We start from the raw sequence: 24,037 nt of genomic DNA, 5'->3' as shown, positions 1-24,037 counted from the left end.
CATGTGCTGGACACAGGCAAAAAAATCCCCGACCTAGGCCGGGGATTTTTTATTGCAGCGCCAGGATCAGTCCTCGCGGTAGCGACGCAGCTTCAGCTGCTTGCCGGCTACGCGGGTGTCCTTGAGCTTGGTCAGCAGGCGCTCGAGGCCGTCTTCCGGCAGCTCGATCAGGCTGAAGCTGTCACGCACCTGGATACGACCGATGGCATCACGCGCCAGGCCACCCTCGTTGAGGATAGCGCCCAGCAGGTTCTTGGCGGCGATGCCGTCACGGGCACCCAGGGCGGTACGGCAACGCACGCGGCCTTCAGCCAGTGGCATCGGCGCGCGACGCTCGCGGTCACCACGGTCGCTGCGCTCACCACGCTCGGTACGCTCGCCAGTGCTGCGCTCACGCGGAGTGTGGGTCGGCACCAACGGCTGCTCGCGCTCGACCGAAGCCAGGTCCAGCGCCTGGCCATTGGTGGCCTTGCGCAGCAGGGCCGAAGCCAGGGCACGGGCACTGCAACCCAGGTCGGCGGTCAGGCGGTCGAACAGCTCGCCATGGCTGGCCTCGGACTCGGCCACCAGTGGCGCCAGGCTCTTGGTCAGCTTCTTGATGCGTGCGTCCAGCACGGCCTGCGGGTTAGGCAGGCGGGCTTCGGCAACCTTCTGCCCGGTGACACGCTCGATCACCTGCAGCATGCGGCGCTCACGCGGGGTGACCAGCAGCAGCGCACGGCCATCGCGACCGGCACGGCCAGTACGGCCGATACGGTGCACGTAGGACTCCGGGTCGTACGGCATGTCGACGTTGAACACGTGGGTGATGCGCGGCACGTCCAGACCACGGGCAGCGACGTCGGTGGCGACGACGATGTCCAGGCGGCCATCCTTGAGCGAGTCGATCACGCGCTCACGCTGGTTCTGGGCGATGTCGCCGTTCAGCGCGGCAGCCTTGTAGCCTTTGGCTTCCAGGGCGGCAGCCAGGTCCAGGGTGGCTTGCTTGGTACGCACGAAGGCGATCAGCGCGTCGAACTCTTCCACTTCCAGCAGGCGCAGCACGGCCGGGATCTTCTGGTCGGCGTGGACCATCAGGTGGGCCTGCTCGATCGCGGTCACGGTCTGGGTCTTGCTCTGGATCTTGACGTGCTTCGGCTCGCGCAGGTGGCGCTCGGCGATGGCACGGATCGAGGCCGGCAGGGTGGCGGAGAACAGTACGGTCTGGCGGGTTGCAGGGATGGCGTCGAAGATCACTTCGAGGTCGTCCATGAAGCCCAGCTTGAGCATTTCGTCGGCTTCGTCGAGTACCAGGTACTGAACGGTGGACAGGACTTTCTCGTCGCGGCGCAGGTGGTCGCACAGGCGGCCAGGGGTGGCCACGACGATTTGCGCGCCGTTACGAATGGCACGCAGTTGTGGGCCCATCGGGGCACCACCGTAAACAGCCACCACGTTAACGCCCGGCATCTGCTTGGCGTAGGTTTCGAAAGCGGTGGCTACTTGCAGCGCCAACTCACGGGTTGGCGCCAGGATCAGGGCTTGCGGTTCGCGCTTGCTCACGTCGATCTTGTTGAGGATCGGCAGGGCGAAGGCAGCGGTCTTGCCGGTGCCAGTCTGCGCCTGGCCGATCATGTCGTGACCGGCGAGGATGATCGGGATCGACTGATGCTGAATAGCCGAAGGCTCTTCGTAGCCGGTGGCCAGAACAGCAGCAACGATATTCGGATTGAGATCGAGAGCGGCGAATCCGCCGGTTTCCTGGGTCATGGGTCTGCCTCTAGGTGCATCCGCAAAGACCCATGCTCCAAAACTGCACATGCCTTGAAAGACCAAGCGGTCACCCAGGCAGTTTTGGCGGCGGGGATTTGCGAAAACGATTGAAAAAGGAACATCTTGGGAAGGTCCGACTAGCGGACGCGCAGCCGAAGCTGGGTTCGGAGGATTTGCACCACCTGATTCGAGGTCCGCTAAAAGACCGGCGCGTACTATACCCGAATCCGCCGTGAACTGTGAGAAATATTTCTAGGATCAAGGCCAGGATTGGATCCAGGCTGAATCGTTTCCCCGCAGGCCCGGCGCTGCCCTCATCGATTCAGGTCGCCGGGCGGATGGCCTTGATCAGGTACTCCAGCGAGTACCCCAGCTGCGGCGCCAGGGTTGCGGCCCGCGCCCGCACGGCATCGATATCCAGCGTCTGCTCCAGGTCCGCCGGCACCAGCAGGATCACGTTACCCTCCTTCACCGGCAGTTCCCAGTAATGGCGATGGTACAGCCCACGCAACAAGGCCGCGCCCAGTGGCTTGCCATCGTCCCCGGCCCACTGGTTGATTACCAGCCAACCCCCTGGGTTGAGCTGCTTCTGGCAGTTTTCCAGGAACCCCCAGGCCAGATGCCCGACGCCGGGACCATAGTCGGTATACAGGTCGACGAACAGCAGGTCGGCCTTTTCGGCGCTGGGCAGCAGCTCGAGGGCGTCGCCTACCCGCACGTACAGCCGCGGATCGTCGTCCAGGCCCATGAATTCCATAGCCAGGCGCGGCACGTCCGGGCGCAGTTCGATGGCCTCGACGTCCTCCAGCGGCAGGAACTTCAGGCACGCCTGGGTCAGGGTGCCGGCGCCAAGGCCGAGGAACAACGCGCTTTCCGGCTGTTCGTGGCACAGCGCGCCAACCAGCATGGCGCGGGTGTAGTCGTACTCCAGCCAGCTGGGGTCGGCGGTGAAGGTGCAGCTCTGCTCGATGGCGTCGCCGAACTCGAGGAAGCGATAGTCATCCACCTCGTACACGCTGATGACGCCAAAGGCATCCTCGACCCGTGCCAGCAGCCGCTCTTCCCGCTCCGTCGCCATCCCTACCACCTGCCCGCGCAAAACCGCCATTGTCCGCCAATGCCGGTGGTGCAACAAGCACGCGCGGGCGTACCATGGCTGGCAGGCCTTAACGACACTTATGGATAGAGCTTGCAATGACCCGACAATGGACCCCTGACAGCTGGCGCACACTGCCGATCCAGCAGCAACCGATCTACCCCGACGCCGCGCACCTGCTGAAGGTCGAGCAGACCCTGGCCAGCTACCCGCCGCTGGTGTTTGCCGGCGAAGCCCGCGAGCTGCGCCGGCAGTTCGCCGAGGTGACCCAGGGCCGGGCGTTCCTGCTGCAGGGTGGCGACTGCGCCGAGAGCTTCGCCGAGTTCTCCGCGGCGAAGATCCGCGACACCTTCAAGGTGCTGCTGCAGATGGCCATTGTCATGACCTTCGCCGCCGGCTGCCCGGTGGTCAAGGTCGGGCGCATGGCCGGGCAGTTCGCCAAGCCACGCTCGGCCAACGACGAAACCATCGGCGACGTCACCCTGCCCGCCTACCGTGGCGACATCGTAAACGGCATCGGCTTCGACGCGAAAAGCCGCATTCCCGACCCCGAGCGCCTGTTACAGGCCTACCATCAGGCCACCGCCAGCCTCAACCTGCTGCGCGCCTTCGCCCAGGGTGGCTTTGCCGACCTGCACCAGGTGCACAAGTGGAACCTCGATTTCATCGCCAACTCGGCGCTGGCCGACAAGTATCACCAGTTGGCCAACCGCATCGACGAAACCCTGGCCTTCATGCGCGCCTGCGGCCTGGACACGGCGCCGCAACTGCGCGAAACCAGCTTCTTCACCGCCCACGAAGCGCTGCTGCTCAACTATGAAGAAGCCTTCGTGCGCAGCGACAGCCTGACCGGCGACTACTACGACTGCTCGGCGCACATGCTGTGGATCGGCGACCGCACCCGCCAGCTCGACGGCGCCCACGTCGAGTTCCTGCGCGGCGTGCACAACCCGATCGGGGTCAAGGTCGGCCCGAGCATGAACCCCGAGGAGCTGATCCGCCTGATCGACGTGCTCAACCCGGACAACGACCCGGGCCGCCTGAACCTGATCGTGCGCATGGGCGCCGGCAAGGTCGGCGACCACCTGCCGGGGCTGATCCGCACCGTGCAGCGCGAGGGCCGCCAGGTGCTGTGGAGCTCGGACCCGATGCATGGCAATACCATCAAGGCCAGCAGCGGCTACAAGACCCGCGACTTCGCGCAGATCCTCGATGAGGTCAAGCAGTTCTTCCAGGTGCACCAGGCCGAGGGCAGCCACGCCGGTGGCATCCATATCGAGATGACCGGGCAGAACGTCACCGAGTGCATCGGCGGCGCCCGGCCGATCACCGAGGACGCGCTCTCCGACCGCTACCACACCCACTGCGACCCGCGCATGAACGCCGACCAGTCGCTGGAACTGGCCTTCCTGATCGCCGAAACCCTCAAGCAGGTACGCCGCTGAGCAATGCCTGACGCAGCCGGCTGCCCTCGGCGCGGGGGCAGTTGAGCTGCACCTGCGCCAGGCCCAGCCAGTTGGCCAGCTTCTGCAGGCTGAGCGCCAACGCCTGGTAGCCCGCCTCGTCCAGCCCCATCGCCTCTTCGTGCACCGCATGCACCGCCAGGCGTCCGTGGGCGCGTTCGGCACGCAGGTCCAGGCGCGCGGCGATGCGCCCGTCGTGCAGGAACGGCAGCACGTAGTAGCCGTACACCCGCTTGTGCGCGGGGGTGTAGATCTCCAGGCGATAGCGGAAATCGAACAGGCGCTCGGTGCGATCTCGCGCCCAGACCAATGAATCGAACGGCGACAACAAGGCGCTGGCTTCGATGCGTCGGGGAATCCGTGGCACGCCCGCGACATACGCCGGCTGTTTCCAGCCCTGCACGGCGCAGGCCTGCAGGCGCCCGTCCTCGACCAGCACAGCCAGGGCGGCCTTGCTCTGTTGCGGCGAGAGGCGAAAGTAATCACGCAGGTCCTGTTCGGTGGCCACGCCCAGGGCGCCGGCCGCGTGCAGCAGCAAGCCCTGGTGCGCTTCAGCCTCGCTGGGCTGGGCCTGATCGAGGATTTCCACTGGTAGCACCCGCTCGGGCAGGTCGTACAGGCGCTCGAAACCGCGACGCCCGGCCACGGTGACCTCGCCAGCGGCGAACAGCCATTCCAGCGCGTGCTTTTCTTCGCTCCAGTCCCACCAAGGGCCGGCGCGCTCCTCGCGGGTCGACAGGCTGCCTGCACCCAACGCGCCGCGCTCGCGCACGGCAGCCAGTACCCGCTCGATGACCTCGCGCCGCTCACGGCCAAAGGTCGCCAGTTGTCGGTAGATGCCCTTGCCGTCGGCGGCGTGGGCCATGCGCCAGCGCATCAGCGGGTAGAGCTCCAACGGCAGCAGCGAGGCCTCATGCCCCCAATATTCGAATAGCCGCCGCTGGCGGCGCTTGCCCCAGGCGAGCTGGTCCAGCTGGTCGGCTGGATAGTCGCCAAGGCGCGAGAACAACGGCAGGTAATGGGAGCGCACCAGCGCGTTGACCGAGTCGATCTGCACCACGCCCAGGCGCTGGAGCATGCGTTTGAGATTGGCGAGGGTCGGCGGCTGCGCGGGCGACTTGCCAAAGCCCTGGGCGGACAAGGCCAGGCGGCGGGCCTGGGCGAGGGACAGGCTAAAGGACATGAGGTGGCTCCGTCTGGTGTCCAGACAGTAAAGACGCAATCGCGGGGCAAGCCCCGCGATTGTAACCGCCTTCATTTACGCAACGGGTCCTCCCAGAAATGCCGGTCGGCCTCCTGCTGGATATCCGCCCGCGACAACCCCAGGTCGTGCAGCGTGGCATCGCTCAGACGCGCCAGCTCGTCGCGCTGGCGGTGCAGTTCGAACCACCGCAGCACCAGCCCGCTGGCGTCGTGCCACAGATGACCCAGGGATGCGGCCGGTTGGTGAGCTACGTTGAAATGACCTTTCATCATGACGCCCTCCTTGTGGATGGCTCCAGTCTCGTCCCAGGCCTAAGATCAATCCAACGAATGTTTCTGATGCCATGCATCTCGGAGATTGATGCCATGTCCCAGTATCAGAGTCTCGACGCCGAGGTGCTGCGCACCTTCGTCGCCATTGCCGAGCAAGGCGGCTTCACCCGCGCCGGTGAAGTGGTCAACCGCACCCAGTCGGCGGTGAGCATGCAGATGAAGCGCCTGGAAGAAGACATCCTGCAGCGCCAGCTGTTCGAGCGCGATGGCCGCCAGGTGCGCCTGACCGCCGAGGGCCAGGTGCTGCTGGGCTATGCCCGACGCATCCTCAAGCTGCATGGCGAGGTATTCAACACGCTGCGCATGCCGCACATGGTCGGGGTGGTGCGCATCGGCACCCCGGACGACTACGCCATGCGCTACCTGCCGGGCATCCTCACCCGCTTCGCCCAGGCCTACCCGCTGATCCATGTCGAGGTGCATTGCGATTCGTCAAAGCAGCTGATGCTGCGCCAGGACCTGGACCTGACCATCGTCACCCGCGAGCCCGGCAACGAAGTCGGCCAGTTGCTGCGCCAGGAGCGCCTGGTGTGGGCCGCGGCCAAGGGCTTCTGCCCGCAGGAGCAGCGGCCCATGCCACTGGCGTTGTTCAACACCGACTGCTTTTGCCGCGCCTGGACCTGCAATGCCCTGGAGCGCCACGGCATCGAGTACCGTATTGCCTACACCAGCCCGAGCCTGGCGGCGATCTTCGCCATCGTGCAGGCGGGGCTGGCGGTGACCGCGCAGTTGCACAGCCTGGTTGGCGGCGAACTGCGCATCCTCGGCGAGGACGATGGCCTGCCGCAGTTGCACATGGCCAATGTGATGCTGCTGCGCAATGACCAGCAGCATTCGCCAATTACCGACTGCATGGCCGAGTACATCGTCGAAGGGTTCAAGTAAGCCGAGGGCGATGGGCTCTGCAGCCCCTTGCGCTCAGAGCTCGAACCCGAGCATCACCGCGCACACCACCAGAAACACACAGAACATCGAGCGCAGGACCTTTTCCGGCAACGCGTGGGCCAACTTCACCCCCCAGCTGATGCTCAGCAACCCGCCCACCGCCAACGGCACCCCGATGCTCCAGTCCACGCTCTGGTGCAGACCATAGGTCAGCAGGGTCACCGCAGTGCTCGGCGCCGCCAATGCCAGCGACAACCCCTGGGCCACCACCTGGGTGGTGCCGAACACAGAAGTCAATATCGGCGTGGCCACCACCGCGCCGCCCACGCCGAACAGCCCGCCCATGGTCCCGGCAAAGCTGCCCAGCACGCCCAGCCATGGCCAGGGAAAGCGCAGCTGGTTGCTCGGCGGCTTCACCGGCAGGAACATGCGCGCCACGTTCCACAACGCCAGGGCCACCAGGAAACCAACGAAATACAGGCGCATCGACTGGGCATCGATGCCCACTGCCCAGATCGACCCCAGCCAGGCGAACAACAAGCTGCACAACGACAGCGGCACGGCATGGCGTAACTCGATGCGGTTGCGCTGGTGATAGCGCCACAGCGCAAGCAGCACGTTGGGCACCACCATCACCAGGGCGGTGCCCTGGGCCAGTTGCTGGTCAAGGCCGAACAGCACCCCCAGCGCCGGGATCGCGATCAGCCCGCCACCAATCCCGAACAAGCCACCCAAGGTGCCCAGGGCTGCGCCCAAAACGATGTACATCAACCACTCGATCATTCGCGCCTCATCCGCCTGCTCTCAGAGAATGCCGGCATGCTACCCAGTCCCGGCTGGCGGGGAAACGCACAGCAACGCACAATGGCTTTGCGCAATCCGCACAAGCAGAGCCGTCATGAGCCCCGATATCCTCACCGAACAACTGAGTCTTTTTCTCGATGTGCTGGAGACCGGCAGTTTTTCCGCCGCCGCCCGTCGCCATCCGCTTACGCCTTCGGCGGTGGCCAGGCGCATCGACAGCCTGGAAAACGCGGTAGGCAGCCGCCTGTTCTCGCGCAGCACCCACGCGGTGCGCGCCACACCCGCTGGCAATGCGTTTGCCGAACGGGCCCGGCGCATCATCGAGGAACTGCGCCTGGCCCGGGCCGAGGCGGTATCCCTGAGCAACGCCCCCGAAGGGCTGATCCGCATCGACGCCCCGGCCGCGTTCGGCCGTCGCCACCTTGCTCCGGCCATCGCCGACTTCCTGGTGGCCTACCCCGGGCTCGACGTGCAACTGCGGCTGATCGACAGTTTCGTCGACCTGCACGGCAGCCACCTGGGCGAAGTCGACCTGGTGCTGCGCGCAGGCCCCCTGGCCGACACTCGCCTGGTGGCCACGCCACTGGCGTACATGGTGCGGATCGCCTGCGCCAGCCCGACGTACCTGGCCAATCGCGGCGTACCGGCCTGCCCGAGCGAGTTGCCTGGGCATGACGGCCTCGACTGGGACGGCCTGGCACCACCGTTCGCCTGGCGCTTCGAGGTCGGTGGCCAGACCCGCCTGTACCGCCCGACGCGCATGCGCATGGCCGCCAACAATGCCGAGACGCTGCTGTTCGGTGCCCTGGCCGGGCTGGGCATCGCCCACCTGCCGACCTGGCTGGTCAGCGACTACCTGCTGCGCGGCGAACTGCTCCCCCTGTTCTGCGACAACGGCCTGCCGCCCCCCGAAACCAGCGGGATTTATGCACTGCGCCTTGAACATGAAACGAACTCTCGCAGCCGCTTGCTGCTCGAATTCCTCAAGAGCCGTTTCAGCCCGGTGCCGCCCTGGGACCTGGCGCTGAAAAGCGAGCTGCGCTGGCAATGAGCGCACCAAGCTTTGGCGTGCTAGATTTTATTACTCACCGATTCCAAGGACCTGCATGAACGCCGACACCCAAGCCCCCTGCGACGCGCTGCTGCTGGACAACCAGGTCTGCTTCGCCCTGCACTCGACCTCGTTGTTGATGACCAAGGTCTACAAGCCCCTGCTGCAGGCCCTGGGCCTGACCTACCCGCAGTACCTGGCCATGCTCGTGCTGTGGGAGCAGGACGGCCTGACCGTGGGCGAGATCAGCCAGCGCCTGCTCACCGACCCCGGCTCCCTGACCCCGCTGCTCAAGCGCCTGGAAAGCGAAGGCCTGCTCAAGCGCAGCCGCAGCCGCGAGGACGAACGGGTGGTACTGGTGCAACTGACCGACAAGGGCCGCGCCCTGCAGGCCGAAGCCCAGCGCGTGCCGCAATGCATCCTGCAGGCCAGCGGCCACAGCGCCGAGCAGCTGCGCAAACTGCAGGCCGACCTGCTCGCCCTGCGCGCGCAGCTGCAAGAAAACCTCTGACGTCTAAGCTGTGAGATGGCTGTTCGGATGAATGGTCGAATATTTAACTTGCGCACTAAATAATTGCGCGCTAAGTTAAGCCCATACCCACTCAGCGCCGACGGCGCACAGCACCCAAGCGAGGCTCAAGATGCAAAAGGTCACTCCGCTGTACATCGCAGAAGCCACTTCCACCGGTGGTCGTGATGGCAAATCCCGCTCCAGCGACGGCAAGCTGGAAGTCAAGCTGAGCACCCCGAAAGAGCTGGGCGGCGCCGGGGGTGAAGGCACCAACCCCGAGCAGATGTTCGCCGCGGGTTACTCGGCCTGTTTCATCGGCGCGTTGAAGTTCGTCGCCGGCCAGGAGAAAAAAGCCCTGCCAGCTGACGCCTCGATCACCGCCAAGGTCGGCATCGGCCAGATCCCCGGTGGTTTCGGCCTGGACATCGACCTGCACATCAACCTGCCTGGCCTGGCCCAGGCCGACGCCGAAGGGCTGGTGGAGAAGGCGCACAAGGTCTGCCCGTACTCCAACGCCACCCGCGGCAATGTGGATGTGCGCCTGCATGTGACGGTGTGAATGCCTTCGCGGGGCGAGCCGACTTGCCCCGCGATGAAGGCGCCACGGTTTCACGAGCACAAAAAAACCCGGCCAAGGCCGGGTTTTTCGTGCTCATCGCAAGAAGGATTACTTCTTGGAACGGCCCTTGAAGCTGTTGTCGCGAGTGTCGATGTCGATCCACTCGTCGATCTGGATGAAGTCGGCAACCTGGATCTCGGTACCGTTCTTCAGCTTGGCAGGCTTCATGACCTTGCCCGAGGTGTCGCCACGTGCGGCGTTCTCGGTGTAGGTAACCTGGCGGCTGATGGTGGTCGGCAGTTCTACCGATACCAGGCGGCCTTCGAAGAAGACGGCTTCGCAGATGTCTTCCATGCCTTCTTCGATGTACGGCAGAACGGCGTCGATGTCTTCGGCGTTCAGCTCGTACATGGTGTAGTCGGTGGTGTCCATGAAGGTGTACGAGTCACCGCTGATGAACGACAGGGTCGCTTCTTTGCGATCCAGGATCACGTCGTCCAGCTTGTCGTCCGCACCGTATACGGTTTCGGTCTTGTAGCCGGTCAGCAGGTTCTTCAGCTTGGTCTTCATGATCGCGCTGTTACGGCCCGACTTGGTGAACTCAGCTTTCTGAACCAGCCACGGGTCGTTGTCGATCCGCAGTACGGTACCGGGTTTCAGTTCTTTACCAGTTTTCATTACGAAGTATCCGAATCTGGATGGATTTATAAAAATCGAGGCCGCGTATCATAGCGAATTTCGGTAAAACTGTACCAGCCTCGTGGCAAGGTCCGGCCGAGCGGCCTGCGTGGCCTGCCACTGGCGGGCATGTTCGCGCACTTCCTGCCAGTGCGGCTGCAGCGCCTGCCAGGCCTGCCCCATCGGGCGGTCCATGTTCCAGGCCCGCCACAATTCGCCCAACGCCTGCCCGGCGGCGGCCGACAGCCCATGGCAATAAAGGGCTAGGAATGCTTCGAGCTTTTCCCAGTGGGCGTTCTCTTCCTGGATGTAGATGTGCCACAGCATCGGCACGCCGGCCCATTGCGCCCGCACGAACGAATCCTCGCCGCGCACGGCGTTGAAATCGCAGCTCCACAGCAACCGGTCGTAGTCGTCCTGGCTGACGAAAGGCAGCACCTGGACCGTCAAGGCGCCGCGCCGATGCAGCGCCCCCACGGCCAGGTCCGCCTCGCCCAGCCAGTGGCCGAGGTCGCCCAGGATGCGCCCTTGCGGTACCAGCAGGTGGCTGGGGTGCGCGCCTTCGGCCAGTACGTCGAGCCAGTTGCCCAACTGTGGATTCTCGTAGGCGAACAGCGAGATCAGCCGCGCCCCGGCCTCGGGGTGGACGCCCAGCCCTGCCAGGAACCTCGCCCGCTCATTCGGCGCCTGGCGGAACGCCTGGCAACGGGGCAGCAAGGCAGCTTCGCGCAACAGGCCACCGGTCTTCTCGGTGAAACCCGGGAAGAAAAAGAACTTGCGCAACCCATTGGCCTGGGGCGACGGCAAGCCATGGCAGCCATCCACCCAGTCTTCGGCACTGAGGTAGTCCAGGTTCAGCCACAAGGGCGGCTTGGCCTGCTCGCCCATGGCCTCGACATAGGCCTGCGGCAGCTGGCAGGCGAAGGCGCCCACCACCACCTGCGCCGGCTCCGCGCCTTGCCACGTGGCCGGCCAGTGGCGTACCTCGACCCCCTGCCGCCACTGCTGCTCGGCTTGGCTGTCGGCCTCTGGGCACAGGGGCACGAAGGCTTGCAGGTCATCCACCCACAGGCGCACGGCCAGGTCATGCTCGCTCGCCAGCTGGCGCGCCAGGCGCCAGGTGACGCCGATGTCGCCATAGTTGTCGACGACCGTGCAGAAGATGTCCCAGGTGATTTTCATCGCCACGTTCCGTTACCTGCGGAAAAAAGACCGCGGATTTTGCTGAAAAATGCCGGCCAACAAAAGCGCGGCGCTGAAAATACCTGCCGCGGCATGCGAGAATGGCGCCCTCGCCCCGCCTGCCAGGAGGCCACCATGCCCCGCCCCCGCGAATTGAAGATCACCCTGAAACCGGTGCAACTGGTGCTGTGCGTCGCCCTCGGCCTGTGGCTCGGCGCATTGGCGATCGCCGTGAGCCTGTGGCTGGCCCTGCACTTGTGGCCACAGCAGGTGCAACCGCTGGTCGAGGCCACCGCCCCCGCGCAGGTCCTGCCTGCGCCAACCGCTCCTCCAGCGCCACCGGCCGATGCCCAGGCGCAGATGTTCGAACATTACAAAGACATCCTGCACAAGCAGGAATTGCAGCATGCCGCCGAGGCCGCCCAGGGCAACCCGCGCAACCTCAACAGCCCCAAGTGCCAGTTCTGGCTGCAGCAGAACCGTACCGCGCCGACCGACAAGAGCCAGGCCAACGTATTGGAGTTCTGCTACTGACCATGGACAAGGCCACCCTGCTGCAGCGCATCGTCACCACCCTCGAGCACGACATGGAGGTGCTGCGCCGCGCCGCCCAGACCGCCTACGAGGCCGCCACCGCCGAAGAGAATATCGCCGAGAACAAGTACGACACCTTGGGGCTCGAGGCTTCGTACCTGGCCACCGGACAGGCTCGGCGCACCGCTGAGATCCGCCAGGCGCTGCAGACCTACCAGCAACTGGTGCCGCGCGACTATGACCCGGCGCGGGGGATCCAGGTCGGCTGCCTGGTGACCCTGGAGGATGAACAGGGCCTACGCCGCAGGCTGTTCCTCGGCCCCGAGGGCGCCGGCTTGAAGATTGGCGAGGGAGAGGCGCTGGTGACGGTAATCACACCTCGCGCACCGCTAGGCCAGCAACTGCTTGGCAAGCGCGTGGATGACGAAGTACGCCTGGTGCTGGCAGGGGTGGTGCAGGTGCAGTTCATCATCGATATTGTCTGATCGGGCGTTATCGCTGCAAGGCGTCGAAACGCTGTGCCAGCCCCTGCTCGGCAAACTCCTGCACCACGAAATCAATGAAGGCGCGGGTCTTGCCCGGCAACAGCTTGCGCTCGGCGTAGTACAGGCTGATATGCCCATCGTCGACGTACCAATCCGGCAACACCCTGCACAGGCGGCCTGAGGTCAGGTAAGGCAAGGCGAACGGCAGGCTGACCAGGGCGATGCCCAGGCCCTGCTCGGCCACCGCGCAGGCAGCATCCGAATCGCTCATGGTCATGTGTTGCGGCAGCCGCAAGGGTTGTTGCTCCTGCCAGCGGCTGGTCAGCGGCCAGCTGCGCACCCTGCCGGTCTGCGGCGAGCGGATGAGGATGCCGGTGCAAGCCTGTAACTGTTCCGGCCGATCGATCGGCCCGTGCTGCCGCACATAGCCCGGCGAGGCCACCAGCACTCGATGCGCGGGCGTCAGCTTGCGTGCCACCACCCCGGGCGGAAGGTCGAACCCACCGCCGAGAGCAGCATCGAAACCCTGGCCGATCAGGTCGACCTGGCGGTTGTCGAAATGCCAGTCCGGCGAGATCGCCGGGTAACGGCGCAGGAACTCGCCCAACAGCGGCACAACGTACAAGCGCCCGAACACCGTGCCCATGCTCACCCGCAGCAGCCCCGCCGGTTGCCCCTCGGCGCTGGCCAGGTTGGCCATGGCATATTGGATGGTACGCAGGCTGTCGCCGACCTCGCCCAGGAAGCGCTGCCCGGCCTCGGTCAATGTGAGCTTGCGCGTGCTGCGCTGGAACAACCGCACCCCCAGGCGCGCCTCCAGTTGGGCGACGTTCTTGCCCACCGCCGCCGGGGTCAATGACAAACGCCGGGCCGCCTCGGCGAAACTGCCGACCTCGGCACTGCGCACGAAGCATTCCAGGCTACTGAACGATTCCATACTCATGATTAACAACCAAAGGTTTACTCTGTATATCGCGATTACCATCTTATCAGCATGCAATCCACGTTCGATACTGTGTCTATCCAAGGCATCCGGCCTTGCTTGAACGCAGGAGATCAGCATGTCCCAAGCACTTCCTCTCACCGGCAAGGTGGCCCTGGTCCAGGGCGGTTCCCGTGGTATCGGCGCGGCCATCGTCCGCCGCCTGGCCCGCGAAGGCGCCAAGGTCGCCTTCACCTATGTCAGCTCGAGCGCCAGCGCCGAGGCCCTGGCAGGCGAGATCAACAGCGGCGGCGGCCAGGCCCTGGCCCTGCGTGCCGACAGCGCCGACACCCAGGCCGTGCAGCAAGCCGTGGCCGATACCGCGAAGGCCTTCGGCGGCCTGGACATCCTGGTCAACAACGCCGGTGTGCTGGCGGTGGCGCCGGTCGCCGAGTTCGACCTGGCCGACTTCGACCGACTGCTGGCGGTCAATGTGCGCAGCGTGTTCGTGGCCACCCAGGCGGCAGTGAAGTACATGGGCCAGGGCGGACGGGTCATCAACATCGGCAGCACCAACGCCGAGCGCATGCCGTTCGCCGGCGGCGCGCCCTATGCCATGAGCAAGTCGGCGCTGGTCGGCCTGACCAAGGGCCTGGCCCGTGACCTCGGGCCGCAGGGGATCACCGTCAACAATGTGCAGCCAGGGCCGGTGGACACCGACATGAATCCGGCCAGTGGCGAGTTCGCCGAGAGCCTGATCCCGCTGATGGCCATCGGGCGCTATGGCCAGGCAGACGAGATCGCCAGCTTCGTCGCCTACCTGGCGGGGCCTGAGGCCGGCTACATCACCGGCGCGAGCCTGCTGGCCGATGGTGGTTTCGCGGCCTGATTTGTAATTGCCTGCGCGGGCCTCATCGCCGGCAAGCCGGCTCCCACAGGTACAGCGCCGCGTTCAAGATCCGCGCCGCACCTGTAGGAGTCGGCGGTCAAGGGTTATCCATCGGCCGCCAGCAGTTTTTCTTCAAGTACGTCCAGAAACGCCCGCGCCGCCGGCGTGGGGCTGGGCGACCACACCGCGTACAGATGCCGCACCGGCGCATCTACCAGGGGCACCATCGCGACCTGCGTGAAACCCCGAGCGATCCGCTCGGGGACCAGGCCCACGGCCATGCTCCGCTGCACGAACTTTTCCACCAGGCGGATATGACCGATCTCGAACTGCACCCGATGCCGCAACCCTGCCGCCTGGAACGCCTCGTCGGTCTGTCGACGCGCCCCGGTGCCCTCGGGAAAGTCCACCAGCACCTCGTCGGCCAGCTCGGCCAGGGCCAGCTGACCCCTTCCCGCCAACCGATGGCCAGGCGGCAGTACCGCCACCAGTTCCTCCCGCGCCAGCAGGCGATGCTGCACGCCGTGCAGCGCCTCGCCCTGCCACAGGCCGATGAAGCCCACGTCAAGACGCCGCTCGCAGACGTCCGTCACCAGCAACTCGCTCTTGGCGGTCAACCAGCGCACGTCCACATCAGGGTAGCGCTCATGAAACACTGCCAGCAGATCGACCAGGTCCAGCGCGGTGAGCGAGCTGATCTCGCCGATCGACAAACGTCCACGCACCTGCCCGCAGGCGGCGGCAACATCCTCGGCCACCCGCCGCGCCGCCGCCACTGCCGGCCGGGCACTGAGCACGAAGGCCTCGCCGGCCGGGGTCAGGCGCACCCGCCGCGAACTGCGCTCGAACAGGCTTACCCCCAACTGTGCCTCCAGCCGTGCCACCTGATGGCTGAGGGCCGATTGCACCACGTGGCAGCGTTCGGCGGCGCGGGTGAAACTGCCGGTGTCAGCCACGGCCAAGGCGTATTCGAGCTGCTTCAGGTTCATGGATCTATCTGTTTTAGAGATGGATAAGTTGATAACTATACATTGGCGTCATGAAGGACACTTCCTGATACTTGTCGCCACACAACCTTGCCTGCAACGAGACTGCCCATGAATTCCCCGACCCTGAGTCGCGCCCTGATCCTGCTGATGGCCACCGCCACCGGCCTGGCCGTGGCCAGCAACTACTACGCCCAGCCCCTGCTGCACAGCATCGCCGAGCAGTTCGGCCTGAGCACCGCCAGCGCCGGCACCATCGTCATCGCCGCCCAGCTCAGCTACGGCGCCGGGCTGCTGTTGCTCGCGCCACTGGGCGATCTGTTCGAGCAGCGGCGGCTGATCGTCACCATGGTGCTGATCGCCACCGCCGGGCTGGTGATCAGCGCCTGCGCGCCAAGCCTGCCGTGGCTGTTGTTCGGCACGGCGCTGACCGGACTGTTCTCGGTGGTGGCCCAGGTGCTGGTACCCATGGCCGCCGCGCTCAGTGCTCCGGATCAACGCGGCCGCGCCGTGGGCACGCTGATGAGCGGCCTGTTGCTGGGCATCCTGCTGGCGCGCACCGCCGCAGGCTTCATGGCCGAGCTGGGCGGCTGGCGCAGCATCTACGTGCTGGCCGCGGTGCTGATGGCCGTCAGTGCCCTCGCCCTGTACCGCAGCCTGCCGCAACACCACAGCCACGCCGGCTTGAAATACCCGGCGCTGATCGGCTCGGTATTCCGCCTGTTCGTCGAGGAACCGGTGCTGCGCCTGCGCTCGCTGCTGGGTTTGCTGGCGTTCAGCCTGTTCGCGCTGTTCTGGACTCCGCTGGCGTTCCTGTTGAGCGAGGCGCCCTACCATTACTCCGACGCGGTGATCGGCCTGTTCGGCCTGGCCGGAGCGGTTGGCGCACTGGCGGCGAACTGGGCCGGGCGCCTGGCCGACCGCGGCAAAGGCTCGCTGGGCACCACCGTGGGGCTGGTGGCGCTATTGTTGTCGTGGGTGCCGCTGGGGTTCGCGCAGAGCTCGCTGGTGGCGTTGCTGGTGGGCGTGCTGTTGCTCGACCTGGCGGTGCAGCTGGTGCACGTGAGCAACCAGAACGCGGTGATCGTGCTGCGCCCCGAGGCGCGTACGCGGCTCAATGCCGGGTATATCACCTGCTACTTCATCGGCGGAGCGCTGGGGTCGCTGCTGGGCACGCAACTGTTCGAGGTGCATGGCTGGGATGGGATCGTGTTGGCCGGGCTGGTGATCGGTGCCCTGGCGCTGCTGGTGTGGGGGCTGGCTGAGGGCAGGCGGAGAAAGGCAGCGGTGTCAGCCTGAATGCTTTTCAGTGACTCGCCTACCAGCGTGGGAGCGGCGAACCGCCTCTCCCACGCTGGTAGGCGAACAGAGCATCAACCGGATTTGCCCTCAATGAACGCTTCGTCCACCCGCGCCAGCTGGGTCTCGCTCAACACCCCGGCCTGGTAATGCAACTTGATCCACGCCAGCAGGTAGTCGTAGCGCGCCTGGGCCAGGTCGCGGCGGGTGGTGGCCAACTGCTGTTCGGCGTTGAGCACGTCCAGGTTGACCCGCTCGCCGCCTTGCACGCTCTTGCGCGTGGACACCACCAGCGCCTCGGCCGCCACCAGCGCCCGCTGGTAGGCACGCAGCTGGCTGGCGCCGGACTGGCAGGCGTTGTACTGCTTGCGCAGTTCGATCAAGGCGCTGCGCGTGTTGCCGTCGAGCTCATACTCGGCCTGCTCCAGGTGCCGGCTGGCCTGGCGGGTCGAAGCCAGCACCCCGCCCCCGGCGAAGATCGGCACGCTGACTTCGATGCCCACGGTATTGGTGTCGTAGCGCTGGTTGTAGGTGTTGCCGCTGTCCGACTCCTGGCGCCGCGAAGTAGCGAACGCGGTGACCTTGGGCAGGTGCCCGGCACGATTGCGCTCGACCTCGTAGCGCGCCACTTCCAGGGCCTGGCGCGATGACGCCAGTTGCGGGTTGTTGGCCAGGGCCCGCTCCTGCCAGGCCTCGTAGCCGCTGGGGTCGACCACCGGCAGGGCGAAGCCCAGGCGCAGCGGCGCCAGGTCCTCGACCCGCACCGCCGGCTCGCCGATCAGCGCGCCCAGTTCGCGCAGCGCGGCATCCTGTTCGTTGCGCGCCTTGATCTCCTCGGCATCGGCCAGCTCGTAGCGGGCCTGAGCCTCGAGAATATCGGTGCGCGTGCCCTCGCCGGCGTCGAACAGACGCTGGTTCTGCTGGAACTGCTGGCGGTAGGCCTGCTTGCTGGCGACGCTGATGGCGATCTGGTCCTGGGCGAACAGCGCCTGGGTGTAGCTGGTCATCACCCGCACCAGCAGTTGCTGGCTCTGGTCACGGAAGCTCTCATCGGCGAACAGCGCCTGGGCCACGCCCTTGCGATAGCTCGAATAGGCTTCATAGTCGAACAGCGGCTGCTGGAGGATGAAGGTCGAGCCCATGCTGTTGTAGGTGCGGTCTTCCTTTTGCCGGCGCGAATCGCCGAGGTAGCGCACCTCGGAATCGTTGCGGCCCTTGTTGTAGCTGTACGACAGGCTGGGCAGCAGGCCGGCGCGGCCGATGGCGCGGTATTCCTGGCCGGCTTCGCGGGCCTTGAATGCCGCGAGGTAGGTCGGGTCGCGGCGCAGGGCCTGCTCGTATACCTGGAACGGCCCCATGGCGGCCTGGGCGGCGGTCGGCAGCCAGGCGCAGGCCAGCAGCAGCCCGATCAGTGGGAACTTCTTCACTGGCAGTCCTTATTGTTCGGTCAAGGCGGTGCCTGCACGGTCGAGCAGGGGTTTGAACAGGTAGTTGAGCAGCGAGCGCTCGCCGGTGCGCACGAACAGCTCGGCGGGCATGCCCGGGCGTATGGCCAGCCCCTGCAGACGCGCCAGCGCTTCTTCGCTGACCGTGCTGCGCAGCACGTAGTACGGCTGGCCGCTGCGCTCGTCGATCAGTTGGTCGGCCGACACCAGCGCCACTTCCCCGGTAACCCGTGGCGTGCGGTTCTGGTTGAAGGCGGTAAACAGGATGTCCACCGGCAACTGCGGTGCCACCTTGTCCACCAGGTTCACCGGCAGGCGCCCTTCCACTTCCAGCGCGGTGCCCTGGGGCACGATCTCCAGCAGGGTATCGCCGGCCCGCACCACGGCGCCTTCGGTGTGCACGCCAAGGTTCACCGCGATGCCGTCGGCCGGTGCGATGATCTCGCTGTGCTGTAGCTCGAAGTGCGCGGAGTTGAGCTGCTGCTCCAGAGTCGCGGCCTTGACCTGGGCTTCGGCCAGCTGGCTGCGCACCTCTTTCTGATATTCCTCGCGGCGCTGCTGCAAGTTGAGCCGGGCTTCGACGATCACCTGCTCCAGGCGCGCGCTTTCGCCGGCGTTCTGCGCCAGGTCGCGCTGCACCTGTGACAGTTGGCGCTGGTATTCCAGCACGCGGTTACGCGGGATATAGCCCTCGCCGGCCAGCGGGCGCAGGCTGTCGAGCTGCTCGCGCAACGAGTCGGCCTGGGCCTGCAGGTCGCCGCGCGCCCGGCGCATGCCGGTCAGCTGGGCCTGGGAGCCGTCGATGCTGGCGGCCAGGGCGCCCTGCTCGCGGGCCTGGGCCTGGCGGCGGCTGTCGAACAGCTGGCGCTGGCCTTCGAGGATCAGCGCCAGGCGGGCGTCGGCGTCTTCGAGCAGCTCCGCGGGAAACTGCACCTGGCCTAGGTTGTCACGCTCGCTCTGCCAGCGTGCCAGGGCGGCGCGGGTCATGCGGTACTGGGCCTGCAGCGCATCGACGTCGGCCTGCACCTGGGTGCGGTCGAGGCGGAACAGCGGCTCGCCCTGGCGCACCAGCTGGCCTTCGCTGACCAGGATGCGGCTGACCACGCCCGCGCCCATGGACTGCACCGCCTTGCGCTTGCCCGACACCACCACGGTGCCTTGCACCGGCACGCCCTGGTCGAGCGGGGCGAAGCTGGCCCAGGCCATGAAGCCGCCGAAACCGACCAGGGTCAGCCACCACCCCAGACGAACATGGAAACGTGCATCACGGGTTTGCTGGCTCATGCGCCACCTCCGGCTTGCAGGGGTCGTTGCGCCGGGGCCTGGCCCATGGCGTGGAGGATGTCGCGGGCCGGGCCGAAGCCCTGCATGCGCCCTTCGTTCATCACCAGCAGCTTGTCGGCCTGGGCCAGCGCCGCGCTGCGGTGGGTCACCAGCACCACGGTGCGACCCTGAGCCTTGAGCTGGACGATGGCGTTGGCCAGGGCGGCTTCGCCGTGGCTGTCGAGGTTGGAGTTGGGTTCGTCGAGCACGATCAGCCGGGCATCGCCGTACAGGGCGCGGGCCAGGGCGATGCGCTGCTTCTGACCGCCGGAGAGATCCACCCCCTCCTCGCCCAGGCGCGTGTCATAGCCCTGGGGCAGGCGCAGGATCAGGTCATGCACGCCCGCCAGGCGCGCCGCCTCGACCACCTTGATGCCGTCCAGTTCGCCAAAGCGGGCGATGTTCTCGGCGATGCTGCCGCGCAGCAATTCGATGTTCTGCGGCAGATAGCCAATGTGCGGGCCCAACGCGTCGCGGTCCCATTGGCTGAGCTCGGCGCCATCAAGGCGCACATGGCCGCCGAGGGTCGGCCAGACGCCGACCAGCACCTTGGCCAGGGTCGACTTGCCCGAACCCGAAGCCCCCAGCACGCCGAGCAGTTCACCCGGCGCCAGGGCGAAGTTCACCTGCTGCAGGGTGGCCAGGTTGCGCCCGGGCGGGCCAGCGCTGACCTGCTCCACCGCCAGTTGCCCGGTAGGCACCGGCAGGGGCATCGGCGTCGGCGTCTCGGGGTGTTCGCGCAGCAGCCCGTCCAGGCGCTGGTAGGCCAGCTGCGCGCCGCTCCACTGTTTCCACACCGCAATCAACTGGTCGATCGGCGCCAGCACCCGGCCCATGAGGATGGAGCCGGCGATCATCATGCCCGGGGTCATCTGCCCTTCGATCACCAGCAGCGCGCCCAACCCCAGCACCAGCGATTGCAGGCACAGGCGCAGGCCCTTGCTGGTGGCGGTGATCACCGCCGAGGTGTCGCTGGCCTTGTTCTGCAGGTCGAGGAAACGTCCATGCAGGCTGAACCAGCGCTGGCGCAGCGCGCCAAGCATGCCCATGGCCTGGATGCTCTCGGCGCTCTGCAACTGGCTGCCGGCCAGTTGCGTCGACTGCTGCTGGAAGCCACTGGCCTCGGCCAGGGTGGCATGGGTAAGGCGCTCGTTGAGGATCGCCAGGGCGATCAGCAGCAGCGCGCCGACCGTGGCCATGACGCCCAGCCAGACGTTGAAGGCGAAGATCACCGCCAGGTAGATGGGGAACCAGGGGGCATCGAAGAAGGCGAACAGCGCGGGGCCGGTGATGAACTGGCGCAGCTGGGTCAGGTCGCCCAGGGCCTGGCCGGCGGCGCCGTCGCGCTGGCGCAGATTGCGTTCGAAGGCGGCGCGATAGACCTTCAGGTTGAACGTCTTTTCCAACTGGTTGCCGACCCGAATGACAATGAAACTGCGTACGGCCTCGAGCCCGCCGATATAAACGAAGAAGCCGACAACCATCAATGTCAGCACCCACAAAGTTGTCGTGCTCTGTGAACTCAGTACACGGTCGTACACTTGAAGCATATATATCGACGGCACCAGCATGAGCAAGTTGATCAATGCCGTGAAACAGCCAACGCTGATCAACGTCGACTTATGTTCGCCGAGTGCCGCCCACAAAGGCGCCCCGGGCTTTTTGCTCGGTAGTTTCATGTTTCGCCCTTGCTTGCCTGAAACTTTTAAGTTTCAGGCCGGGTTTATTTGTCCAGGTGCTGGAGCACCAGTTGGGTACCGTCCGGCCGGGTCCAGGCGTAACGCTTGGCCCCCTCGCGGCTGAAGTGCACCACGCTGCTGCCGTCGCCACCCACCAGGGCCAAGGTGTCAGGAGTCACCAGCCAGCTGCCGGGGCGCAGGCCCAGCAGGTCCCTGGCGCAATCCAGGTCGCCTTCGATTTCGCCTTCGTTGGCGCCCAGGTGCAGGTTGCAGGCTTGCACCTGCTGCTGTTCGGGGTAAAGCGTCCAGTCACCGGCCATTTGCGCGGCGTTGGGGAGTAACAGGCTGCTCGCCATACCTACCTCGGTCATCGACATCAGGGTAATCGCGGCCAGCGCGATCGTTCGCAAGGTTGCTTTCATTCGTCTGCCTCGCCGACAAAAGGGCGACGCGCGAGCGCCGCCCCCTGTTACATCAGACCACGATGTCGGTGACAGCGGCCTGGCCAACGGTGGTCACCAGGAAATCAGCCGAGGCGTTTCCGGTGAAGTCGATGGACAGGCTGCCCAGGTTGGTGGCCTGGTCGTAGGTCAGCAGCGCCTCGCCGGCATGGCCGGTGAAGGCATTGACGAACTGCAGCGGCAGCTTGTTCACGGCGAACGCGGAGATGGCCGACAGGTCGATCTTGTCCACGCCCGAGGTGAAGTCCATGATGCGGTCCGGCGCCGCCTTGGTGGAGTCGCTGACAGCCGCGAACACGAAGGTGTCCGAGCCGCTGCCGCCCCACAGCTGGTCGGCGCCGCCGCCGCCGTAGATGATGTCGTTGCCGGCACCACCCTTGAGCACGTTGGCCAGCGCATTGCCGATCAGCAGGTCGTTGCCCGAGCCGCCGATGGCGTTCTCGATGGTCACGCCCTTGGCGATGGACACGTTGCCAACCATGCCGCCGACATCGGAGAACGACGCTTCGTTGAGGTTGATCTTCTGGTTCTGGGTGAAGCCCGAGAAGTCGAAGGTGTCGTTGCCGCCACCGTCCCACACCGAGAACACCAGTTTCGACGAGGCCGAGGTGGCCGAGTAGAAGTCGCGATCAGCGGTGGAGTTGAAGCCGTAGGTGGTGTCGCCGGCACGGGTGGCGTAGTTGGCGCCGTAGAGCTTCTGGATCGCCAGGATGTCGTCCATCAGCGGGGCCGAGGCGTAGTACTGCCCGCCGCCCTTGATGAAGTTCTGCCCGTTGTTGCTTTCGCTCCAGTAGCTCATGACGCTGTAGCCACGAGTGTCCTGGGCGTAGTCGGCGTCACGGTAGGTCGGGTTGCCTTCGCCGGCGTTGTAGTCGCCGGGGTGGGACAGGCCGAGCACGTGGCCGATCTCGTGGGTCAGGGTCTGGCGACCATAGTTGCCGGTGCCCGGGGTGATGTTGACCTGATAGCCGCTGTTGATCAGGTACCAGGACTCGCCCTTGTGCGAACCCGGGCCGTCGAACGGCAGGTAGGCGAACGCCGCGCCGCCGTTGCTGGCGCTGAAGTTGCCGAAGGTCATGTGGCCGTCACCGCCCGAGCCTGCCTCGGTGAAGGTGACCTTGGCCACGTCCGCCCAGGACTGCATGGAGAGCTTGGCCTGTTGTTTCTGCAGGTCGCTGAACTGGCTGAACGAGCCCAGTCCGCGGCTGTAGAAGTCAGACGGTGCCTTGGTCAGGAAGGTATAAGTAAGGCTGATCGTGCCGTCCTTGTTCAGGTCCTTCCAGGCTGCGCCATCACGCAGGAGGTGGTCGGCGGCCTGGTCGACCGTGAAGGACTTTTTGCCATTGATGTTCGCGCCGCCGCGATCGTACTGGTGGGCAAAGCTATCGATCAGGCCAAAGGACGAACTAGGTCCCTTCGGCTGCAGTGCGGAAACGGCCGAAACAATAGCGTTTTCTTTGACTTTCGACATGCAGGTTACTTCCTTGTTTACAAAAAAGCAGTTGATGTCAGACAGGATTTCCCACCTGGCGAGAACTTCCTGTCACTCGCCTTTATGAGGCGCAAAAAAACTGACACACAATGAAACTTGATGTCCAGCGTTTTTTGACGCCATTTTTTCGTTTTCGAAAACTCAACTGTGTCGTCCTAATTTGCGCAAACTGCGATGGATCAATGTCGGCAGCGACAAGCATTAGTTCCAATCATGTCTCCAGGACTTTATAGACAACGATTCGAAGTTTACTTTCGAAAATGCGACGAGTGCCTGTTGTTTGCCCTCAACGCTTCGTTTAGGCGCTTTACTACGCGACAACCTGCCGCACGACCCTCCGTCGCCTCGGCGTTGACTTGCCAGCGTGTGGAGCGCTCAGTAGGCGTTGGTCGAAGACCCCTTCCTGACAGGACGACACAATGACAAGGCTCACGGTGCAATCCGGCGATTTCTTGCAAGGTGAAGGCGAGTATCGCAATGGAGCGCTCACACTCAAGACCCCGCGCAGCCCTTCGCCCGGCGAGCGCATTTCGCTGGCGCGGATTACGGATCTGAAACTGGCCAACCTCGAATCGACCCGCAGCTTGGGCACCGCCCTGGGCTGGGGAGTGGCCGGCGCCCTGGTGGCCGGCCCGGTCGGCCTGCTCGCCGGCCTGCTGCTGGGCGGCAAGGAAGAGGAAGTCACCTTCCTTGCCACCTTCAAGGATGGCCGCAAGCTGCTGGCCATCACCGACGGCAAGACCTGGTCGAAGATCGACGACAACTGGCGCCGTTACCAGCGCCCGGCGGCGGCCTGAATCGCGCCCCGCTTCGTTCGTATTGACTGTACTGGCGTCATCGCCGGCAAGCCGGCTCCCGCAGGAAACGCGCATGCCTAAGCCTTGTGCGGTATCGGTGGGAGCACAGGCGCGCCGGATCCCACGTCGGCATCCCTGAAAGCCTCGGCAGCCTGCTACCATGGCGCCCTTTTGCCTGCCCGACAGCTGCCAAGCGATAACGGCGCGT

The 24,037-nt window shown here is 65.5% G+C and carries 23 protein-coding genes and 1 pseudogene; 10 read left to right on the top strand and 14 right to left on the bottom strand.

Annotated elements, in window-relative coordinates:
• Positions 1–66 precede the first annotated feature (66 nt).
• Positions 67–1,783, bottom strand: a pseudogene (locus tag OH705_RS15745) (DEAD/DEAH box helicase).
• A gap of 291 nt (positions 1,784–2,074) precedes the next feature.
• Complete coding sequence (locus tag OH705_RS15740) at positions 2,075–2,830, bottom strand: spermidine synthase (RefSeq protein WP_023630401.1); 756 nt, start codon at positions 2,828–2,830, stop codon at positions 2,075–2,077.
• Positions 2,831–2,946: 116 nt separating this feature from the next.
• On the opposite strand from OH705_RS15740, the gene OH705_RS15735 reads away from it, so the two are divergent.
• Positions 2,947–4,293 carry a class II 3-deoxy-7-phosphoheptulonate synthase gene (locus OH705_RS15735; protein WP_038705662.1) on the top strand — a complete coding sequence of 449 codons (1,347 nt, stop codon included), beginning with the start codon at positions 2,947–2,949 and terminating at the stop codon, positions 4,291–4,293.
• Here OH705_RS15735 and OH705_RS15730 read toward each other — a convergent pair.
• Together OH705_RS15730 and OH705_RS15725 are read right to left on the bottom strand one after the other, a co-directional pair.
• Positions 4,274–5,494 carry a winged helix-turn-helix domain-containing protein gene (locus OH705_RS15730; RefSeq protein WP_094010665.1) on the bottom strand — a complete coding sequence of 407 codons (1,221 nt, stop codon included), beginning with the start codon at positions 5,492–5,494 and terminating at the stop codon, positions 4,274–4,276. The two genes, OH705_RS15735 and OH705_RS15730, sit on opposite strands and share 20 nt — an antisense overlap.
• A 71-nt stretch (positions 5,495–5,565) precedes the next feature.
• Positions 5,566–5,784, bottom strand: a complete 219-nt coding sequence (locus tag OH705_RS15725; RefSeq protein WP_031316004.1) for a DUF1127 domain-containing protein — start codon at positions 5,782–5,784, stop codon at positions 5,566–5,568.
• Positions 5,785–5,880: 96 nt separating this feature from the next.
• On the opposite strand from OH705_RS15725, the gene OH705_RS15720 reads away from it, so the two are divergent.
• On the top strand, positions 5,881–6,732 hold the full coding sequence (locus OH705_RS15720) for a LysR substrate-binding domain-containing protein (protein ID WP_031316005.1): 852 nt from the start codon (positions 5,881–5,883) through the stop codon (positions 6,730–6,732).
• A 33-nt stretch (positions 6,733–6,765) separates the two neighbouring features.
• Here OH705_RS15720 and OH705_RS15715 read toward each other — a convergent pair whose 3' ends face one another.
• Positions 6,766–7,515: a sulfite exporter TauE/SafE family protein gene (locus OH705_RS15715; protein ID WP_267302502.1), complete on the bottom strand. Its 750-nt coding sequence runs from the start codon at positions 7,513–7,515 to the stop codon at positions 6,766–6,768.
• A 115-nt stretch (positions 7,516–7,630) separates the two neighbouring features.
• Between OH705_RS15715 and OH705_RS15710 the strand changes: the two genes are divergently transcribed.
• From OH705_RS15710 to OH705_RS15700, 3 genes are all read left to right on the top strand, one after another.
• Positions 7,631–8,587 (top strand): LysR family transcriptional regulator, encoded by a 957-nt coding sequence (locus tag OH705_RS15710; protein ID WP_267302501.1) that lies wholly within the window; start codon positions 7,631–7,633, stop codon positions 8,585–8,587.
• A 55-nt stretch (positions 8,588–8,642) separates the two neighbouring features.
• On the top strand, positions 8,643–9,098 hold the full coding sequence (locus OH705_RS15705) for a MarR family winged helix-turn-helix transcriptional regulator (RefSeq protein WP_110698155.1): 456 nt from the start codon (positions 8,643–8,645) through the stop codon (positions 9,096–9,098).
• 130 nt (positions 9,099–9,228) lie between these two features.
• Entirely contained in the window at positions 9,229–9,657 is a 429-nt protein-coding gene (locus tag OH705_RS15700) for an organic hydroperoxide resistance protein (protein WP_011532840.1), read from the top strand.
• 108 nt (positions 9,658–9,765) lie between these two features.
• On the opposite strand, the gene efp is transcribed toward OH705_RS15700, so the two are convergent.
• Together efp and earP are read right to left on the bottom strand one after the other, a co-directional pair.
• Positions 9,766–10,335, bottom strand: coding sequence for an elongation factor P (gene efp / locus OH705_RS15695; protein WP_011532839.1), 570 nt, complete (start codon positions 10,333–10,335; stop codon positions 9,766–9,768).
• Between the two features lie 48 nt (positions 10,336–10,383).
• Positions 10,384–11,517 (bottom strand): elongation factor P maturation arginine rhamnosyltransferase EarP, encoded by a 1,134-nt coding sequence (gene earP, locus OH705_RS15690; protein WP_104444265.1) that lies wholly within the window; start codon positions 11,515–11,517, stop codon positions 10,384–10,386.
• 135 nt (positions 11,518–11,652) lie between these two features.
• Between earP and OH705_RS15685 the strand changes: the two genes are divergently transcribed.
• Positions 11,653–12,051, top strand: coding sequence for a hypothetical protein (locus OH705_RS15685; protein ID WP_094010669.1), 399 nt, complete (start codon positions 11,653–11,655; stop codon positions 12,049–12,051).
• Positions 12,052–12,053: 2 nt separating this feature from the next.
• A complete protein-coding gene (locus OH705_RS15680; RefSeq protein WP_094010670.1) occupies positions 12,054–12,536 on the top strand; it encodes a GreA/GreB family elongation factor in 483 nt (160 codons plus the stop codon).
• Between the two features lie 7 nt (positions 12,537–12,543).
• Here OH705_RS15680 and OH705_RS15675 read toward each other — a convergent pair whose 3' ends face one another.
• On the bottom strand, positions 12,544–13,479 hold the full coding sequence (locus tag OH705_RS15675) for a LysR family transcriptional regulator (RefSeq protein WP_094010671.1): 936 nt from the start codon (positions 13,477–13,479) through the stop codon (positions 12,544–12,546).
• A gap of 118 nt (positions 13,480–13,597) precedes the next feature.
• On the opposite strand from OH705_RS15675, the gene OH705_RS15670 reads away from it, so the two are divergent.
• Positions 13,598–14,347 (top strand): 3-oxoacyl-ACP reductase family protein, encoded by a 750-nt coding sequence (locus OH705_RS15670; RefSeq protein ID WP_267302500.1) that lies wholly within the window; start codon positions 13,598–13,600, stop codon positions 14,345–14,347.
• 104 nt (positions 14,348–14,451) lie between these two features.
• Here the strand turns inward: OH705_RS15670 and OH705_RS15665 are convergent, their stop codons facing one another.
• Positions 14,452–15,336 carry a LysR family transcriptional regulator gene (locus tag OH705_RS15665; RefSeq protein WP_267302499.1) on the bottom strand — a complete coding sequence of 295 codons (885 nt, stop codon included), beginning with the start codon at positions 15,334–15,336 and terminating at the stop codon, positions 14,452–14,454.
• 108 nt (positions 15,337–15,444) lie between these two features.
• Here OH705_RS15665 and OH705_RS15660 point away from each other — a divergent pair, with 108 nt between their 5' ends.
• Positions 15,445–16,632, top strand: a complete 1,188-nt coding sequence (locus OH705_RS15660) for an MFS transporter (protein WP_267302498.1) — start codon at positions 15,445–15,447, stop codon at positions 16,630–16,632.
• A 74-nt stretch (positions 16,633–16,706) separates the two neighbouring features.
• Here OH705_RS15660 and OH705_RS15655 read toward each other — a convergent pair whose 3' ends face one another.
• Genes OH705_RS15655 through OH705_RS15635 form a run of 5 tightly spaced genes read right to left on the bottom strand, consistent with a single transcriptional unit; the run spans position 16,707 to position 23,011 of the window.
• Positions 16,707–18,059, bottom strand: a complete 1,353-nt coding sequence (locus OH705_RS15655) for a TolC family outer membrane protein (RefSeq protein WP_038705654.1) — start codon at positions 18,057–18,059, stop codon at positions 16,707–16,709.
• Positions 18,060–18,068: 9 nt separating this feature from the next.
• On the bottom strand, positions 18,069–19,361 hold the full coding sequence (locus OH705_RS15650) for an HlyD family type I secretion periplasmic adaptor subunit (protein ID WP_094010674.1): 1,293 nt from the start codon (positions 19,359–19,361) through the stop codon (positions 18,069–18,071).
• Positions 19,358–21,079, bottom strand: coding sequence for a type I secretion system permease/ATPase (locus tag OH705_RS15645; protein ID WP_267302497.1), 1,722 nt, complete (start codon positions 21,077–21,079; stop codon positions 19,358–19,360). The genes OH705_RS15650 and OH705_RS15645 overlap by 4 nt, the downstream gene beginning before the upstream one ends.
• 44 nt (positions 21,080–21,123) lie before the next feature.
• Positions 21,124–21,501, bottom strand: coding sequence for an AprI/Inh family metalloprotease inhibitor (locus OH705_RS15640; RefSeq protein WP_038705651.1), 378 nt, complete (start codon positions 21,499–21,501; stop codon positions 21,124–21,126).
• Between the two features lie 52 nt (positions 21,502–21,553).
• Positions 21,554–23,011 (bottom strand): serralysin family metalloprotease, encoded by a 1,458-nt coding sequence (locus tag OH705_RS15635; protein WP_023630981.1) that lies wholly within the window; start codon positions 23,009–23,011, stop codon positions 21,554–21,556.
• A gap of 440 nt (positions 23,012–23,451) precedes the next feature.
• Here OH705_RS15635 and OH705_RS15630 point away from each other — a divergent pair, with 440 nt between their 5' ends.
• Positions 23,452–23,829, top strand: a complete 378-nt coding sequence (locus OH705_RS15630) for a hypothetical protein (RefSeq protein WP_038705650.1) — start codon at positions 23,452–23,454, stop codon at positions 23,827–23,829.
• Positions 23,830–24,037 lie beyond the last annotated feature (208 nt).

The sequence above is a fragment of the Pseudomonas sp. BJa3 genome, from assembly GCF_026343815.1.
In the GTDB taxonomy this organism is placed as follows: domain Bacteria; phylum Pseudomonadota; class Gammaproteobacteria; order Pseudomonadales; family Pseudomonadaceae; genus Aquipseudomonas; species Aquipseudomonas soli.
This window is presented reverse-complemented; position numbering and strand designations above follow the sequence as displayed.

What these genes read in the sequence shown, in the direction of transcription:
- OH705_RS15730 (WP_094010665.1), bottom strand. Translation starts at nt 5,494, where the DNA reads ATGTCCTTTAGCCTGTCCCTCGCCCAGGCCCGCCGCCTGGCCTTGTCC.
- earP (WP_104444265.1), bottom strand. Translation starts at nt 11,517, where the DNA reads ATGAAAATCACCTGGGACATCTTCTGCACGGTCGTCGACAACTATGGC.
- OH705_RS15735 (WP_038705662.1), top strand. Translation starts at nt 2,947, where the DNA reads ATGACCCGACAATGGACCCCTGACAGCTGGCGCACACTGCCGATCCAG.
- OH705_RS15630 (WP_038705650.1), top strand. Translation starts at nt 23,452, where the DNA reads ATGACAAGGCTCACGGTGCAATCCGGCGATTTCTTGCAAGGTGAAGGC.
- OH705_RS15720 (WP_031316005.1), top strand. Translation starts at nt 5,881, where the DNA reads ATGTCCCAGTATCAGAGTCTCGACGCCGAGGTGCTGCGCACCTTCGTC.
- OH705_RS15640 (WP_038705651.1), bottom strand. Translation starts at nt 21,501, where the DNA reads ATGAAAGCAACCTTGCGAACGATCGCGCTGGCCGCGATTACCCTGATG.
- OH705_RS15635 (WP_023630981.1), bottom strand. Translation starts at nt 23,011, where the DNA reads ATGTCGAAAGTCAAAGAAAACGCTATTGTTTCGGCCGTTTCCGCACTG.
- OH705_RS15705 (WP_110698155.1), top strand. Translation starts at nt 8,643, where the DNA reads ATGAACGCCGACACCCAAGCCCCCTGCGACGCGCTGCTGCTGGACAAC.
- OH705_RS15680 (WP_094010670.1), top strand. Translation starts at nt 12,054, where the DNA reads ATGGACAAGGCCACCCTGCTGCAGCGCATCGTCACCACCCTCGAGCAC.
- OH705_RS15675 (WP_094010671.1), bottom strand. Translation starts at nt 13,479, where the DNA reads ATGAGTATGGAATCGTTCAGTAGCCTGGAATGCTTCGTGCGCAGTGCC.
- efp (WP_011532839.1), bottom strand. Translation starts at nt 10,335, where the DNA reads ATGAAAACTGGTAAAGAACTGAAACCCGGTACCGTACTGCGGATCGAC.
- OH705_RS15650 (WP_094010674.1), bottom strand. Translation starts at nt 19,361, where the DNA reads ATGAGCCAGCAAACCCGTGATGCACGTTTCCATGTTCGTCTGGGGTGG.
- OH705_RS15645 (WP_267302497.1), bottom strand. Translation starts at nt 21,079, where the DNA reads ATGAAACTACCGAGCAAAAAGCCCGGGGCGCCTTTGTGGGCGGCACTC.
- OH705_RS15725 (WP_031316004.1), bottom strand. Translation starts at nt 5,784, where the DNA reads ATGAAAGGTCATTTCAACGTAGCTCACCAACCGGCCGCATCCCTGGGT.
- OH705_RS15740 (WP_023630401.1), bottom strand. Translation starts at nt 2,830, where the DNA reads ATGGCGACGGAGCGGGAAGAGCGGCTGCTGGCACGGGTCGAGGATGCC.
- OH705_RS15715 (WP_267302502.1), bottom strand. Translation starts at nt 7,515, where the DNA reads ATGATCGAGTGGTTGATGTACATCGTTTTGGGCGCAGCCCTGGGCACC.
- OH705_RS15710 (WP_267302501.1), top strand. Translation starts at nt 7,631, where the DNA reads ATGAGCCCCGATATCCTCACCGAACAACTGAGTCTTTTTCTCGATGTG.
- OH705_RS15685 (WP_094010669.1), top strand. Translation starts at nt 11,653, where the DNA reads ATGCCCCGCCCCCGCGAATTGAAGATCACCCTGAAACCGGTGCAACTG.
- OH705_RS15700 (WP_011532840.1), top strand. Translation starts at nt 9,229, where the DNA reads ATGCAAAAGGTCACTCCGCTGTACATCGCAGAAGCCACTTCCACCGGT.
- OH705_RS15670 (WP_267302500.1), top strand. Translation starts at nt 13,598, where the DNA reads ATGTCCCAAGCACTTCCTCTCACCGGCAAGGTGGCCCTGGTCCAGGGC.
- OH705_RS15660 (WP_267302498.1), top strand. Translation starts at nt 15,445, where the DNA reads ATGAATTCCCCGACCCTGAGTCGCGCCCTGATCCTGCTGATGGCCACC.
- OH705_RS15665 (WP_267302499.1), bottom strand. Translation starts at nt 15,336, where the DNA reads ATGAACCTGAAGCAGCTCGAATACGCCTTGGCCGTGGCTGACACCGGC.